The following is a 14,802-nucleotide window of genomic DNA, read 5'->3' as shown; positions in this document are numbered from 1 at the left end:
GGAGGGACCGCCCCGGCACGCCGGCGGCGGAGGCGCAAGAGCGAGGTGGTTGGCGATGCGATACCCGTTGGGGTTCACCCTGGCCCAGGCCAAGCACCGAGCCCGCCAGCGCCGCAAGGGCAACGCGCGGTATGCCACCGTGCTGATGCTCGAGCCGCTGTACACCTGCAACCTCGCCTGCGTCGGCTGCTCCGTCGAGCGCTACTCCGGCAAGCTGGCCGACCGGATGCCGGTCGAGGCCTGCCTGAAGGCCGCCGAGGACTGCGGCGCCCCGATCGTCAACATCTGCGGCGGCGAGCCCACGCTCTATCCCGAGCTGAAGGAGCTGATCGACGGCCTGGTCGCCCGCGACCGCTACGTCCTGCTCTGCACCAATGCGTTGAAGCTCGACACCAAGCTCTACGGGGTCATCCCCCCCAGCCCCAAGCTCTTCCTCATGGTGCACCTGGACGGCATGCGCGAGACGCATGACTTCGTGTGCAACCGTGCCGGCGTCTTCGACAAGGCCGTCGAGATGATCAAGAAGGGCAAGGAGCTGGGCTACACCATCTTCCTGAACACCACCGTGTACAAGGAGACGGCCGTCGGCGAGGTCAAGGAACTCTGCGAGCTGGTCGACCGGCTCAAGGCCAACGGCATCCTCGTCTCGCCCGGCTACGAGTACCAGAGCGTCGAGCGCGACGTCTTCCTGAACCGCGACCAGATCCACGAGAAGTTCAAGGCCATCCGCGAGCTGGCCCTGACGCATAAGTACAAGATCAACGCCACGCCCATGTTCCTGGAGTTCGCCGCCGGCCTCCGCGAGCTTCCCTGTTCCCCCTGGTCCACCGTCAACTACACCCCCAAGGGCTGGAAGGCCCCCTGCTACCTCATCGAGGGCGAGGGCTATCACCAGGACTTCCAGGAGTTCTGGGACAAGACCGACTGGGCCTACTGGGAGAGCCGCAAGGACCCCCGCTGCCTCAACTGCAAGATGCACAGCGGCTTCGAGCACAGCGCCGTCGACGAGGCCATGAAGTCCGTCAAGGGGACCCTGCAACTCGCCGCCTGGTCCATGGGCCGCTGACCAGGCCGAGCGTGGGCAGGTCCATGAATCGCCGCTCGACGACGTGGTGGAAGGCCCATCCCGCGGCCACCGCCACGGCCGTCGCGGCCGGCAGCAGCACGAACACGCGGCCCCAGAAGTGCTCCAGTCCCAGGTGACACAGCGTCACGTTCACGAGCGTCACGAACGGCAGATGTACCAGGTAGATGCTGTAACAGCGCCGCCCGCACGCCCGCAACGGCCCGGCCGCACGCACCGCCACCAGCCTCGCGTCCCAGGGCTGCATCAAGATCAGCAGTAGCCCCAGGCCGGCCGCAGCCGCCGTCTTGATCGAGCCCGAGGCCAGGCACGCCACCACCAGGCCCGCCAGCCCGAAATCCACCGCCCGGCGAGCCCAGGCCGTCGAGGCTACCCGCAGCCGCCAGTACACCGCCAGGCCGATGGCGAACTCGTGCCAGAGCAGCGGCAAGGTCCCCTCGATCCGGTGCGCCGCCCCGATGTCCACCGCGATCGCGCGGGTCAGGGCCGCCCCGATCGTCGCCACCGCCAGGGCCCCGTGCATCCCGCGCGGCACCAGCGCCCAGGCCAGTACGCAGAGCAGGTAGAACTGCTCCTGATAGCAGAGCGACCACCCCACCCGCGTGAAGACCAGCACGTCGCCGCCGCCGAAAACGCTGGGTCGCCAGGTCTCCGAGAGCGTCAGGTTGCCCACCCACTGGGGCCAGCTCAGCGCCCAGGGCGATTCCAGCTGCAATGCCACCCCACCGGAATACACCCATCCCAACCCGGCCACATCCAGCGCCAGGACAACCCCAGCGAAGACCATCAGGGCTGCCCAGTAAGGCGGGAACGTCCGCCAGAGCCGCTTCAGCATGAATCCGACCGGCGATCCCCCCTTGCTCCGGGCCGACTCCACGCCCGCCGCCACGCAGAACCCGCTGAGCACGAAGAACAGCGAAGGTGCGATCCCCAGGGTCAGGGCCTGGACGACCAACTGTTGCAGTCGGGCCTCCAGGCCATCGCCGGGCGTCCCTCGCGTCGCGATCGCGATGCCCGCGTGGTCCACCACCACTAGCACGCAGACCAGGCCACGAACGGCATCGATCATCGCGTACCGACCCGATCCCATCGTCGTTGAAGTCATCCGTCGACTCCGACAAACCAGGCGCGCACGGCGAACCCGCCGAGCTGTGCCGGTCCACTTGAACACGCGAAACAGGACAAACACCCGGCGCACCAAGGGGCACGCACGAGCACTCGCCGGCCGGGGGGGACCGCGACCTCAAGTTGACTGCCGGAGCAGACTTCCAACGCACCGAACGCAATCTCGACGCACGCGACAATCGTCGCCCACGACAGATCTGCACTCACTTCGTCGACCAACCCAGGCTGGCTAGTCTCCAGCGTTTCTGGGGGCCTCTATCTCGACCAAGCGACATCGGCCCGGAGTCTGAACCTAAAACTTTCGAAGATGAACAAAATCGGAGAATTCAGGCCCAATCCGATGACCAAAATCGACGCCGCATCGTCTGTTCAAATCCAAAGTTAAGCCAAATCGTAAGTCAAGTTCACCGATCCTGCCCGCAATCACTCCAGACCCGTTCGCCAGCCGGGACGTATCGGCCCTGGTGCCCACGGGTTGGATGTGATGACCGTCAGTTCGTTGTGCTCGCCGCCGAAATCCGGCGGCGATGCCGCGGACTCATCGATTGGCCTGGCCTCACCGGATTGTCGCCCCGAGAGGTTCCGCCCGAACGGCATCGAATAGGCCCGAGGTCCAGGGCCGCTCGGGGGTCGGCTCTCCGCGGAAGGGATGTCCGGCTTGGGTGATCGACATGATGCGATCCCTCCGCGAAGGCGCGATGAGTTGGCAGGGCCGGAAACCGCCGGCGCTCAGGCCTGCTGGAGCTGGTTGATCTTGTTGTAGAGGGTCTTCAGGCTGATCCCGAGTTCCTTGCTGGCGGCGGGCTTGTTGCCGTTGTGCTTCTCCAGGACCACCTGGATGTACTTCATCTCGATGTCGCGCAGGGTCGGCGAACCCTCGGGGATCGTGAAGTGGGGGCCGGCCAGCGCGGGGGCGGCGGGCGACGCGGTGGCGGAGGCTCCTCGCCGCGACGGGGACGACGTGGGCAGGTGCTCGGGGCCGATCGGGCCTCGGCCCGAGAGGATCGTGGCCCGCTCGATGGCGTTGGCCAGCTCGCGGATGTTACCCGGCCAGTCGTGCGCGGCCAGGGCGGCCAGGGCCTCGGGGGTCAGCTCGGGCGGGACCAGGCCGCGGCGCGAGGCGAACCGAGCCAGCATGTGCGCGGCCAGGGCGCCGATGTCGCCCTTGCGCTCGCGCAGCGGCGGCAGGTTGATCTCGAACGTGTTGACCCTGAAGAACAGGTCCTCGCGGAACTGCTCGGTCTCGATCATCCCGCGCAGGTCGCGGTGGGTCGCGCAGAGCACCCGCACGTCGACCCGGAACGGGTCGTTCTCGCCGACCCTGCGGATCTCGCCCGACTCCAGGAACCGGAGCAGCTTGACCTGGACGCTCTTGTCCAGCTCGCCCACTTCGTCGAGGAACAGGGTGCCGCCGTTGGCGACCTCGAAGAGCCCCTTGCGGTGGGTGTCGGCCCCGGTGAAGGCCCCCTTGCGGTGGCCGAACAGCTCGCTCTCGACGAGGTTCTCGGGCAGGGCGCCGCAGTTGACCGGGATGAAGGCGTGGCTGGCCCGGTGGCTCTTGTCGTGCAGGCTGCGGGCGACCAGCTCCTTGCCGGTGCCGGTCTCGCCCAGGATCATCACGCTGGCATCCGTCGGCGCGATGGTGTCGATCAGGCGGCGGACGCCGAGCATCGACGGGGTCTCGCCCACCAGGGTCGGGCTCCCCTCGACGGCCTTGAGCCGGGCCTCGAAGGCGGTCGCCTTGTTGGTCATGTCGCGGCGCTCGGCCACGCGGGCCAGCAGCACTTCCAGCTCGGCCCACTTGCAGGGCTTCGTCAGGTAGTCGAACGCCCCCAGCCGCAGGGCCTGCACGGCGGTGTCCACGGTGGCGTGGCCGGTCAGGATGATGACCTGGGTGTCGGGGCTCAGCTGCTTGATCTTGCTGAGCACCTCGATGCCCGTCAGGCCCGGCATGCGCATGTCGAGCAGGGCGACGTCATACGAGCCCTTCTCCATCGCCTTGAGCGCGGCGGTGCCGTCGGGGCAGACGGTGACCTCGTGGCCGAGCCTGGGCAACTCCATCTGCATCAGGTCGCGCAGGTGGGCCTCGTCGTCGGCGAAGAGGATGCGGAGCCCACCCTGGGGGTTCTTTTCCATCGGAAGGTCTCCTCCATGAGACGAAGCGAGGCGTCTGCGTGTCTTGTCGGGCCCCGAAGGCCCCTGGAGCTGTGTGTTGGTACGTCGCGTCGGGACCGACCGTTCGATCGGACTTCCCGGACTTGAAGCGGATCTGGCCGACTCAGGCGGCGCGCTGGCCCTGCGAGGGTTCGGCCGGGGCGGCGTCCTCGGGGCGGGTCGGCAGCCGGACGGTGAAGGTCGAGCCTCGGCCTTCGCCGGGGCTGGTGGCGTGGATCTCGCCGTGGTGCTGGCTGACGATCCGATGCGTGATCGACAGGCCGAGGCCGGTCCCCTTGCCCACCCGCCTGCGGGTGAAGAAGGGCTCGAAGATGTTCTCGAGCACCTCGGGCGGCATGCCGCAGCCGTCGTCGTTGAACGACATCTCGGCCATCCCCTCGGAACGCCTGAGGTCGATCTTCAGGGTGCCGCCGTCCTCCATCGAGTCGAGCGCGTTGACCACGAGATTGAGCACCACCTGCTTGATCTCCTGGGCGTCGGCGTGCGCCACAACGGCCTCGCGGGGGGTGAAGGCCACCTGCTTGTCGCGATACTTGCCCATGTGGCGGATCATCTCGACGACCCCCTGCACCAGGCCGACCAGGTCGGTGCGCTGGCGCTGGATCTCGCCGCAGCGGGAGAAGTCGAGCAGCTTCTCGGTGATCGATTTGCAGCGGAACGCCTCCTCCTGGATCATCCGCAGGTAGTTGCGCACCACCTTGGCGTCGGCCAGGTCGGCCTCGCGGCCCAGGATCGGGGTCAGGCGGCTCTCCAGGGCCTCGGAGCAGAAGGCGATCGAGGCCAGCGGGTTGTTGATCTCGTGCGCCACGCCCGCGGCCAGGAAGCCGACGCCGGCGAGGCGCTCCGACCGGACGAGCTGGCGGCTACGCTCGTGCACCTGGCGTTCCAGGTCTTCATACGTCACGCGCAATCGCGCGGTCATGTCGTTGAAGGCCTCGGCCAGCGCCTGCATCTCGTCGCCCGTGCGCAGGTCGATCGTATAGTCGAAGGAACCGCGTGCCACGCGACGCACCCCGCGCTGAAGCAGCCGCACCGGGTAGAGCACCCAGCGATGCAACAGAGCCGCCAGCGCCGTCAGCATGGCCGTGACCATCACGAACGAGGCCCAGACGATCACGCGGCTCGACTCGTAATAGCGCTTCGACAGGCCGAGGACCGTGAACAGGTCCTGATGCAGGAAGTCGGGCAGCTGCATGACCGACTCGTTGAGCCGGTCGACCCGCGCTAGGACCTCACCATCGCCCGCGCCTCGCTCGGCGGCCGGGACGGCCATCGTCGGGTTCTCGGCCAGGAAGGACGCGGTCCCCTTGAGAATCGGCTCGGCCGGCTCGTCCGGGTGCAGCGCGACCAGGATCGCCCGCAGGTCCTCGTCCATCAGGAAGGCGAGCTTGCGCTCGTCCAGGCCATCGTCGGCCCGGTTGCCGCGGGTCGCGTTCTTCTTCAAGACCTCGAAGTAACGCACCAGGGCCTGCTGCGTGTCGCGCACGGCCTCGTCGAGGGCTTTCAGGTCGCCGCGTGCCTTGAGTCGGTGGCCGTCGAGCCGGACCACGTAGCGGATCAGGTCCTTCGACGCGCCCAGCTCGGGCAGCAGGTCGACGACGGTGAGGTTGCTGCTGTGGAAGGCGTGGAGCCCGAACAGCGAGCCACCCATCAGGGTCAGCATCATGCCGACGACCAGGACGAGTCCGGCTATCAGCTTGATCCGAATCGGCCACTGGACCATGGGGCGACCTCCATGTCGCGTGGGTCGGACGCGGGCGTTGGCGTGCTTCGGGCCTCCTCAATGAAGCCCGGCCCGCCGGCCGTTCTGCGTCCAGGGGCGGCACTCTAGCAGAGGTCCGCCCGGGATCAAAGGCGACCTCGGCCCGGTTTTCCTCCAGTCGAGCCCCCACGCCGACCGACAGGCCCGTCAGCGGCCGAGGTATTCGACCGATCCGGCCGCCACCGCCAGGGCCACCGATCCGGCGAGCAGGACCAGCAGGCCGAGCCGCAGGCGGACGGTGCCGGCCTGGAACCGGCGCTCGGCCTCGGGGCGGCCGGCGAGGCCCTCGACGAACGCGATCCGCCGGCCGATACTTCCGTGCCGCCACGACCTTACGTCGCGGTCGATGCCGTTGAGCCGCGCCACGTCGGCCAGAGCCTCGGCGAAGATCCGGATGCCCAGGATGCAGAGCCCGGGGGCGGGGCCCGTCAACGCCGCGCCCGGCTTGCCGTCCACGTCGATGTGCGGCGGGCAGCCGTCCACGTCGCACGAGACCGCGCGGCAGCCGTAGACGTCGGCCTGACGCTCGAACCGCCTCGAGAGCAGGCCGAAGACGCCCAGGAAGTAGGCCACGACCAGCCCCAGGAAGACGGCCGATTGCAGCACGGTGGTCGCCGCCAGATCCTCGGTATCAACCCCCGCGGGCAGGGTGACGTACGCCTCAATCCCCTGCCCCATCAGGGCCAGGATACCCAGACTTCCCAGGAAGAAGAGTCCGAACGAGAGCAGGTGCCGGTGCGCGATGTGCCCGACCTCGTGGCCGAAGACCGCCGCCACCTGCCGCGCGTCGAGCCGCTCGATCAGGGCGTCGGTCAGCAAAACATAGCGGAACCAGGGGAGCGCGCCCGTGACGCCTGCGTTGACCGCGGTGCCGCCGGTCTCCCAGACCAGGATGTCGGTGCAGCGGAACCGGTGCCGCGCCGCCAGGCGTTCCAGCCGGTCGCGCAGCGGGCCGTCTTCGAGCCGGCGCGTCGGCCAGGCCATGCGGACGAACGCGGGCGAGAAGACGAGCACCAGGGCCCCCATTGCCGCCATCACGCCGACCTGGACCCAGGCGTCGCCCGAGGCCGAGGGGAGGAATCGGCCGACCAGGTCCTGACCCAGGGCAAAGATCAGGACCACCGGCAGGATCAGGCCCATCGTCTGCCTGGCCCGCCGCGCGACGTGGCCGAAGACCCCCCCGGCCGACGGGACAGCCCGCGACCGCAGGGCACGCTCGGCCGGGTACAGGCCCGCCCAGACGGCGAGCTGCGACAGCAGGAACGGCGCCAGGATCAGGACCTCGTCGGCCAGGATCGCCCCGCGCAGGTTGAAGCCCGACCGCACCACCTGCCGCCAGCCGACGGAGTGGATGATCCAGGCGAAGGTGCCCAACGCCAGCACCTCACAGGCCCGGGAACCCAGCAGATAGGTCCGCCTGAGCCGCACGGTGGGCCCGCCCTCCCGGCGCGCCGCCGAGGCCAGGACCAGGCCGAGAACCCCGGCCGTGACCGCCACGACGACAACCCCGCCGAGCGTCTCCAGCAGGCGCCTGAGGACTTCGGCGGGGGCGAGCAAATCGAGGTCGCCGGGCGTATCCAGCCCGAAGGCCACGACCACGGCGACGAGCAGCGGCAAGGGCATGCGAAGGTCCGTCCTGCTCCCTGGGGAGATCGAGCGTCGCCAGTGATCGGCCTCGGGTCGCCCCCTGCAATGGAACCGGCGCGGGCTCAGCCCCCCTGGGTCGCGCCCACGACGATCAGCTTCACGGGCAGCGGCACCGGGGTGGCCTCGCCTTTGACGGCCAGTTCGAGCGGAGCGATCGCCCCCCAGGTCTTCTTCTCCTCGTCATGGACGATCGAAGGCTCGGCCTTGGACCCGGCGGGCGCGGTCAGGAGGAAGAGGATGGCCGGGTGATTCGTGCCGGCGGCCTCGGCGCTCTCGGTTTCCAGCTCCTTGCGCGGCAGGAGGGCGACCGTTTTGTCCTTGGCCGCGGGGAGCAGCAGCGCGTAGTCGCGGAACGGGCTGACGCCCAGGTGATCGCCATTCACCGGCTGGAGGCCGTAGCGCAGGGTGTAGACCCCCGCGGCGATCGGCTGATCGCGATAGTCGCCCCCTTCGACCGAGTACTTGATGGCCCCGAGCAGCTCGCCTTCGGCCAGGATCGGGAACTGGACGGCCCCCTGGGTGCCGGCGGGCTTGCCCGACGCGGGGATTTCCTTGCGCAGCCAGAACTCGGCGAACGGCTTGCCCTGGGCGTCGAGCACCCGGAACCCCTCGGGCCGGAGGGCCTCCTTGACGGCCGGCGCCAGGGCCTCGGGCGGGGCCTCCTTCGAAGCCTCGACCTTGTAGGGTTCCTGGGCGAACGAGACGGCCGGGGCCAGGGCGATCGCCAGGGCCAGTCCCAACAACCGGGTGCGGGGGCGTTGCATGCGAGTAGCAAACCTCAAGATGGATATAGAGTCCGAGGGCACACCGGCCGGGAGAGTCTGGCCGTCAAAAGGGCGAGAAGACCCGCGCCGACGGGGCATCCCCGGCGATGGTTTCACCGCCCGGACTGCCCGCGCCGACGATCGATCTCAGCAAGTCATACTCGGCCGGATCTCAGAGCGAGAAGTGGCCGACGAAGCTGCTCCGGCAGTTGGGGTCGTCCCAGTTGCCACCCAGGCCGGGGGCCTTGAAGTGGTGGCCCAGCGTGTAGGCCGGCAGGACGTCGACGCTCTTCGAGAGCGGGGCGTAGGCCACCGTCTCGTTGCCGCACATGTGGTCGCCGTCGCCCAGCGGGCGGGTGCTGATCTCGGCCAGGCCGGGGGCCCAGAATGTGCCGAGGGGGGCGTGGGGCATGCCGTGGTGCGCGGTCGGCTCGGCCGAGGCGTGGGCCTCGACGGTCAGGCTGATCAGCGAGGTCCGGACCTCGACGACCGAGTCCAGCCGCTTGCCGGCCAGCGATTTGGCCATCGCGATGAGGGCCTCGCGCTGCTTGGGGTTAGCGTTGCGGTCGACGATCAGGACCGACTTGGCCTTCTCGGGCTTGTCCTCGGAGAAGGTCGTCGTCCCGCGCACCGCCGCGGCGATGCCCAGGCCGTCGAGCTTCACGCCGTTGAACGACCCTTCGGTCACCTTCCAGGCCATCACGGCGCTATCGCCGTAAATGAAGATTTCAGCATTGGAAAAGCAAGGGCCGGTGTAGACGTCGGCCGTGCGTGCTTCGATGTAGTCGCCTCGCAGGCCGGCCGCATTCGCGCTGGTCGATCCCGCCAGGATCAGGGCGCCGCAAAGCGCCTTCAGAGTCCTCGTCATCGTCCCGGGCCCCCATCGCCGCAAGATCCAAGAGTCGAGCGGGACGGAAGACAGCCGTCCAGCATCACCTTGGATTATGGGTCCCGCAGAGGAACCAAGTCAAGCCCCGCAGGCGCCGGAGGGGGGTGATGGGGGACCCCTTCTCCGGCCCCCGCGGGGCCTCAATCGCGACGTCAGGTGGCTCCCGGCTCAGGAGGAGAAGGAGTTCGAGAAATTGGTGTAACTGGACGGAACAACGCTGCCTGCGGGGCCGGAAAAGACCCGGCGGCCGACCAGCGACTCGACCAGCCGGACGTTCGCGGGCTTGCGCGTCGGGGTCTTCACGACATGCGTGGGATGCGGGGTCGCCGCGCCCCGGCTCACGTCGATGACGTAGGAGCCGCCGGCGACGCTGTTGTTGTTGCCGACCAGGAGATTACCGGCCAGGTCGGTGATGCCCGCCGATCCCACCCCGTTGAGGGTCAGGCGGTAGAACTTGCCCAGCGACAGGGGCTTCGTCGGGGTCAGCGTGATGGTCTGGGCCGACGGATCGTAGACCGGTGCCCCCAGGGCGACGGGGGTCCCGTGTGGGTTGTTGCTGGACTGGCCACCGCGAACCAGCTGGAGCGCGAAGTTGATCGGGTTCACGGCCTGGATCGGGTCGAGGGGCTTGCTGAAGGTCAGCACGATGGCGTTGATCGAGCGGAGGCCGACACGCAGCCGAACGCCCTGAACCGTGGGGGGGACCAGATCGGGCGTGATCCCGACTTCGATGGACGACGTGTTGTCGTCGGGCGTCGGATCCTCCTGATCGGCACTCGCCTCGAACGCGCTGGAGGCCACCACCCCCGTGGTCGGGGTGACGACCACGGTGAGGGTCACGCTCTCTCCCGAGTAGAGCGTGCCGACCGCGACGTTGAGGGCTCGCTGGTCGCGGCTGACGGTCCCCTGGTCGGTCTTGGCCGAGATGAAGACGGCGTTGGCGGGCAGCAACCCCTTGATGGTCACGCCGGTTGCCGTCGAAGGCCCCCTGTTCGTGACCGTCACCTGGTAGGTCAGCTTGTCGCCCGACAGGACCGGCGCGGGCGAGGCGTGCTGGACGAGGACCAGGTCGGCCTCGGCGGTGGCCGCGACGCGGGTGTTGCGGAAGAAGCCCGACGTGTTGCTGTTCGGGTCGGTCGCCGTCGCGCTCAGAACCTGGTTCAGGGCGAGCGTGGCGGGCACCCCGGCCTCGAAATTCGCTTGGCCGTCGGAGTCGGTGGTCACCGTCGTCGAGCCGACGAGGGTCTGGCCTTCCCCCGCACCGGACGGGTCGCCGAAGGCATTGGCGAAGATCTGGATCAGGTAGGCCGTCTCGGGCGATCCGCTGAAGTACCCCTGGACGATCGTCCCGCCGCCCGCGAGCGGGAAGGCCGAGGTCAGCGAGGCGCCGAAGACGGAAACCTCCGCCCCGTAGCTGACGGTAATTCCCTGCAACGCGTTGCTGTAGATCGAGTTGGACAGGACCGAGTTACGCACCTGCTGCCCGAACGGCAGGTAGAACGCACCGAGCAGGACGCCGCCGCCGCCGTTGAAGGCGATGACGTTGCCGGCACCCGCCGGCGTGACCGCCCCGATCGCATTGCCGCCCGTGGAAGCGACCACGCCATAGCCGGAGTTGCCGATGTCGAACGTGCCGGAGGCGTCGGTGCCGATCCGGTTGCCGAGGACCCTGTTGTTGGCCGAGAGACCCCTGAAGCCGGACGCGGTGAGCTGGATGCCGTTGCCGGAGTTACCCGAGATGAGGTTGCCGTCGGCCGCGGACGTCCCGCCGATGAGGTTGTTGCGGGAGTCGAGCACGAGCACGCCGTCCATCCCGTTGCCCAGCGGCAAGTCGCCGGCGGCGTCGGTGCCGATGTAGTTGGCCGCGATCTGGCTCTGGCCGCTCCCGGTCAGGACGATCCCGCTCCCGGTGAACCGGTTGATCACCAGCCCACGCACGACGCTCCCGCCGGCGCTGATGACCAGGCCGTGCACGCCGGGAATGGGGACGGGGCTTGCCGAGGGCGGGTCGGTCGGCGGATAGAAGATGCTCGAACCGTTCAGCTCGATCAGCGGCGTGCCCGCATATCCGGGCTGGGTGGTCGCGTCGATCGCGACGGTGTCGGTGACCTGCGGCAGGGGCGAGGCCGGGATGATCGTCTGCCGCCCCGAGCCGATGCTGAAGGCAATCGTGTCGGCGCCCGCGGCGGCGTTGGAATCGAGAATCGCCTGGCGGAGCGAGCCCGCACCGGAATCGGTGACATTGGTCACCGAGAGCGTCGCCATCAAGGCGCGGGCCTCGAATCGCTCGACGCCAGGGCGGCGGGCCAGGCGCGCGGATCGGCTAGCCGTCCGCGCGGACGGATCACGGAAGCTGGAGAGCATCTTCGCCTCCCGGGAGCAAATCGGGCGAGCCCTCGGGGCAGCCCGACTGGAGAGGATCCGCCGAGCCTCCGGCCCGGGTCGATGGCATCTCCCGGACAATTTTCCGGGGTGCCCCGGAAAGAACCTACACCCGCATCAACAGATGTCAAATCAGACCATGACGCCTATCATGGCAGCGGACCGGATCAGTGTCCCGATCACTTCCGCCCCATCCCCGCGTCGTCGAGCAGGGCCGCCTGATGGACCTTTTCCTTCACGTCCTGGAAGGCGGTGTTCAGGCGCTCGCGGTCATCCTGATAGGCGGCGATGCTGCGCTCCATCCGGTTGTTCTCGGCGGAGAGGCGGCGGATCTGGCCCGAGTCGTCGACGGCGCGCTGGGCGAATTCCTGGTTCTCGGCGCGCAGCTTGACGACCTGGTCCTTCAACTGGGAGTTGTCGGCCTGGAGGCTCTGGCTCAGCTTGGCGCAATCGGCCAGGCGGGTGCGCGGGACCATGCCGCAGCCCGGCATCGCCGCAGTGACGAGGGCGAGCGCGACGGCCAGGGCCGGCCTGATTCGCGAGGGGCCGGGGATCGTGCGGGGTCCCATGCGTTCCGACTCCTTTCGGGACGATGACCGGCGTTGAGTGGAGGATGCGACCGGGCCGGACGGCGATGCGTCCGGCCCGGCATCGAGGATCATCGAACGGTCGAACGGGCCAAGGTCAGCCGACCAGGCCGGCGAGGCTGCGGATCAGGCCCGAGGCTGGGGTGTCGCCGCGGAACTCGTAGAGGTTGCGGACCAGGTCGAGCGAGACGAGGGCGAGCACCAGCGTGAACACGGCAGCGGCACCGAGGACGCCGACCCAGAGGCCGCCCCACTCGGCCGACGACGCGGAGCTGGCCATCATCGCGGCCGGCGCGGCGCGTGAGCCGGTGGCGTCGTCCTCGCGCTCCACGTCCCAGCCGCTGCCGGCCGAGTCGCCGCTGGCGGCCGCGCCGCCCAGGTCGCCGAAGGCATCCTCATCGTCTTCTTCTTCGAGCAAGGCCGGGGCCATGGCGGTGGCGGCGTTCTGATCGACGTCGTCCTCGTCGATGGCGAAGACTTCCGAGGCGCTGTCGGAATCCTCCAGCTCGAAGTCGCTGGCGGCCTCGAGCTGCACCGTCCGGTCGTCGCCCGACTCGTCGGTGCCGAGGGCGTCGACCTCGAAGTCGGTGTCCTCGAAGATGTCCTTGTCGGGGGCCTTGGGGGCGGCTGCGGCGGCCGGCCTGGTGACCGGCCTGGGCGGGGCCTTGGGGGCGGGCTCGTCGCCGTCGAGCGGGGCCAGCTCGATCGAGTCGGCCTGGCTCAGGTCGAAGGCGCCGGGGCCGAGCAGGTTGATGCCCGAGTCGCTGGGCCGGCCCAGGTTGATGCCCGAGAGCGACGGCTCGGCGGCCGTCACGTCGGAGTCGGCCGGCGACAGCGGGGTCGCCTCGAACTCGTCGCTGCTGGCGTCCAGGGCCGTCAGCTCGAAGTCGCTGCCCGACTCCGGCTGGAGGGCGTCGATCAGGTTCGACGACGGGCTGGAGAGCTCGAAGTCGCTGTCCGACTCGATCGCATGGAGCTCGTCCGAGCTGCCGAGCGAGGGGCTCGGCTGGAAGGAGGTGTCGCCCGACCGCGAGCCGGGGAGGACCGGGGCCAGGTCATCCGACGAGATGTCGCTGATGAGCGTCACGTCGGAGTCGCTGGGCATCTTCGCCTGAGGCGAGAGCCGCACGTCGGAGTCGCTCGACCCGCGCATGGTCAGGTCGGGCACCAGCCGCACGTCGGAGTCGCTGGGGCGCTTGCCCGAGGGCTTCATCCCCAGGATCGTCGAGCTGGAGCCCGAGGAGGGGCCGGGGGGCAGGGTCGTCTCGTCGAGCAGGATGTCCAGGTCGTCGCCGGAGTCGGCCGAGAGGTTGACCGTGGGGGGCCCCAGGTCGGGGTTGACCACGCCGAGCTGGAACTCGGAGAGGTCCAGGTTGTGGCTGTCGGAGCCGGCGGGAATGTCCAGGTCGAGGTCGGACAGGGACAGCTCGGGGTCGCTGCCCAGGCCCCTGCGGCGTGCCAGCTCGTCGACATCGGCGACGCGGAACTGCCAGGTCCCGCCGTCCATGAACGCGCGGACCTCGCGATGTTGCGCCTTGACCTTCAGCTCCTCGGGGCTCATCCCGAGGACGCGGGCTGCCTCTTCCAGCGTATAGAACTGCGCCATCGGACGTGCTCCTGAGAAGATCGGCCCGTTCCGGGTATACCGACTCGGGCCGTGGGATTCGGGCTTCGCGAGGCTCAGGCGGCCGACGCGACGCCGTACACGTCCGCGTCGCCGCTTATTTGGGAGGGAGCGTCCGCACCATGGCTTCGATGGAGCGGACCTCGGGGGGTGCGTTGTTGAACTCGGTCAGCTTCAGATCCTGGCCATAGTGCCTCTGCGCCTCCAGCTTCAACGACCCCTTGCTGTTGTTGCCGGTAGTCGGATCCACCCTGTAGATGGCCAGCGACTGGAGCCTGGTGTCGACCAGATAGAGCAACTGGGCCCCGCTGCCCAGGGTGGCCGTCAGGGCGATGGTGCCCGAGGCCGAGCCCTGCGATCCCTGCTCGCCGCCGGCCGACGGCCGACCGCGATCGACGCCCAGAGGCCCCTGCGCCGAGACCGAGGGAGGCCCGCCTACGCCGGCCCCCCAGGCGAGCGCCATGCCAAGCAGCATCCAGGGGAGGCCGGAACGGGCCGCGGAGTTCCAACGAGCGTCTCCCATCAGTCGACACCTCCCTGTGAAAAGGATCCGGCCGACCCCTCCGGGGCGACCCGCTCACTTCACCCGCACGCGTGGCCGCCGGCCACGCCCCGAGGCTCGGGCGGACATGCCGCCGACCCCGTCAGTTTACCACACCGGAAGGCCCCGGGGCCGCGACCTCGGAAGGATGGGCGGCCCGAGGCCAATCAAGATGAGACGGCACGCGAACGCGGCCGCGATCACGCGCATTCTAGCCGGATT

Annotated in this window: 11 protein-coding genes; 1 reads left to right on the top strand and 10 read right to left on the bottom strand. The window is 69.0% G+C overall.

What is annotated here, in order from left to right; all coding sequences use genetic code 11:
- Nucleotides 1-55 precede the first annotated feature (55 nt).
- On the top strand, nt 56-1,066 hold the full coding sequence (hpnH, locus tag EP7_RS13660; RefSeq protein WP_463521548.1) for an adenosyl-hopene transferase HpnH: 1,011 nt from the start codon (nt 56-58) through the stop codon (nt 1,064-1,066).
- Here hpnH and EP7_RS13655 read toward each other — a convergent pair.
- The 10 genes from EP7_RS13655 to EP7_RS13610 form a co-directional block, all read right to left on the bottom strand.
- Nucleotides 1,023-2,189 (bottom strand): acyltransferase family protein, encoded by a 1,167-nt coding sequence (locus tag EP7_RS13655; protein ID WP_463521546.1) that lies wholly within the window; start codon nt 2,187-2,189, stop codon nt 1,023-1,025. The two genes, hpnH and EP7_RS13655, sit on opposite strands and share 44 nt — an antisense overlap.
- Before the next feature lie 749 nt (nt 2,190-2,938).
- On the bottom strand, nt 2,939-4,345 hold the full coding sequence (locus tag EP7_RS13650) for a sigma-54-dependent transcriptional regulator (RefSeq protein WP_463521544.1): 1,407 nt from the start codon (nt 4,343-4,345) through the stop codon (nt 2,939-2,941).
- 142 nt (nt 4,346-4,487) lie between these two features.
- Nucleotides 4,488-6,107, bottom strand: coding sequence for a sensor histidine kinase (locus EP7_RS13645; protein ID WP_463521542.1), 1,620 nt, complete (start codon nt 6,105-6,107; stop codon nt 4,488-4,490).
- Nucleotides 6,108-6,293: 186 nt separating this feature from the next.
- On the bottom strand, nt 6,294-7,769 hold the full coding sequence (locus EP7_RS13640) for a M48 family metallopeptidase (RefSeq protein WP_463521540.1): 1,476 nt from the start codon (nt 7,767-7,769) through the stop codon (nt 6,294-6,296).
- 86 nt (nt 7,770-7,855) lie between these two features.
- A complete protein-coding gene (locus tag EP7_RS13635) occupies nt 7,856-8,557 on the bottom strand; it encodes a hypothetical protein (RefSeq protein WP_463521538.1) in 702 nt (233 codons plus the stop codon).
- 172 nt (nt 8,558-8,729) lie between these two features.
- On the bottom strand, nt 8,730-9,425 hold the full coding sequence (locus tag EP7_RS13630) for a DUF1326 domain-containing protein (RefSeq protein WP_463521536.1): 696 nt from the start codon (nt 9,423-9,425) through the stop codon (nt 8,730-8,732).
- A gap of 189 nt (nt 9,426-9,614) precedes the next feature.
- Nucleotides 9,615-11,810: an Ig-like domain-containing protein gene (locus tag EP7_RS13625; RefSeq protein WP_463521535.1), complete on the bottom strand. Its 2,196-nt coding sequence runs from the start codon at nt 11,808-11,810 to the stop codon at nt 9,615-9,617.
- A gap of 197 nt (nt 11,811-12,007) precedes the next feature.
- Nucleotides 12,008-12,397 carry a hypothetical protein gene (locus EP7_RS13620; protein WP_463521533.1) on the bottom strand — a complete coding sequence of 130 codons (390 nt, stop codon included), beginning with the start codon at nt 12,395-12,397 and terminating at the stop codon, nt 12,008-12,010.
- 115 nt (nt 12,398-12,512) lie between these two features.
- Nucleotides 12,513-14,021, bottom strand: a complete 1,509-nt coding sequence (locus EP7_RS13615; RefSeq protein WP_463521531.1) for a helix-turn-helix domain-containing protein — start codon at nt 14,019-14,021, stop codon at nt 12,513-12,515.
- A gap of 115 nt (nt 14,022-14,136) precedes the next feature.
- Nucleotides 14,137-14,562, bottom strand: coding sequence for a hypothetical protein (locus tag EP7_RS13610; RefSeq protein WP_463521529.1), 426 nt, complete (start codon nt 14,560-14,562; stop codon nt 14,137-14,139).
- Between the last annotated feature and the right edge of the window lie 240 nt (nt 14,563-14,802).

It is taken from the genome of Isosphaeraceae bacterium EP7, from assembly GCA_038400315.1.
Lineage (GTDB): Bacteria > Planctomycetota > Planctomycetia > Isosphaerales > Isosphaeraceae > EP7.
This window is presented reverse-complemented; position numbering and strand designations above follow the sequence as displayed.

Bases quoted from the DNA above. Each gene is read 5' to 3' on its own strand.
- hpnH (WP_463521548.1), top strand. From the start codon at position 56: ATGCGATACCCGTTGGGGTTCACCCTGGCCCAGGCCAAGCACCGAGCC.
- EP7_RS13655 (WP_463521546.1), bottom strand. From the start codon at position 2,189: ATGACTTCAACGACGATGGGATCGGGTCGGTACGCGATGATCGATGCC.
- EP7_RS13650 (WP_463521544.1), bottom strand. From the start codon at position 4,345: ATGGAAAAGAACCCCCAGGGTGGGCTCCGCATCCTCTTCGCCGACGAC.
- EP7_RS13645 (WP_463521542.1), bottom strand. From the start codon at position 6,107: ATGGTCCAGTGGCCGATTCGGATCAAGCTGATAGCCGGACTCGTCCTG.
- EP7_RS13640 (WP_463521540.1), bottom strand. From the start codon at position 7,769: ATGCCCTTGCCGCTGCTCGTCGCCGTGGTCGTGGCCTTCGGGCTGGAT.
- EP7_RS13635 (WP_463521538.1), bottom strand. From the start codon at position 8,557: ATGCAACGCCCCCGCACCCGGTTGTTGGGACTGGCCCTGGCGATCGCC.
- EP7_RS13630 (WP_463521536.1), bottom strand. From the start codon at position 9,425: ATGACGAGGACTCTGAAGGCGCTTTGCGGCGCCCTGATCCTGGCGGGA.
- EP7_RS13625 (WP_463521535.1), bottom strand. From the start codon at position 11,810: ATGCTCTCCAGCTTCCGTGATCCGTCCGCGCGGACGGCTAGCCGATCC.
- EP7_RS13620 (WP_463521533.1), bottom strand. From the start codon at position 12,397: ATGGGACCCCGCACGATCCCCGGCCCCTCGCGAATCAGGCCGGCCCTG.
- EP7_RS13615 (WP_463521531.1), bottom strand. From the start codon at position 14,021: ATGGCGCAGTTCTATACGCTGGAAGAGGCAGCCCGCGTCCTCGGGATG.
- EP7_RS13610 (WP_463521529.1), bottom strand. From the start codon at position 14,562: ATGGGAGACGCTCGTTGGAACTCCGCGGCCCGTTCCGGCCTCCCCTGG.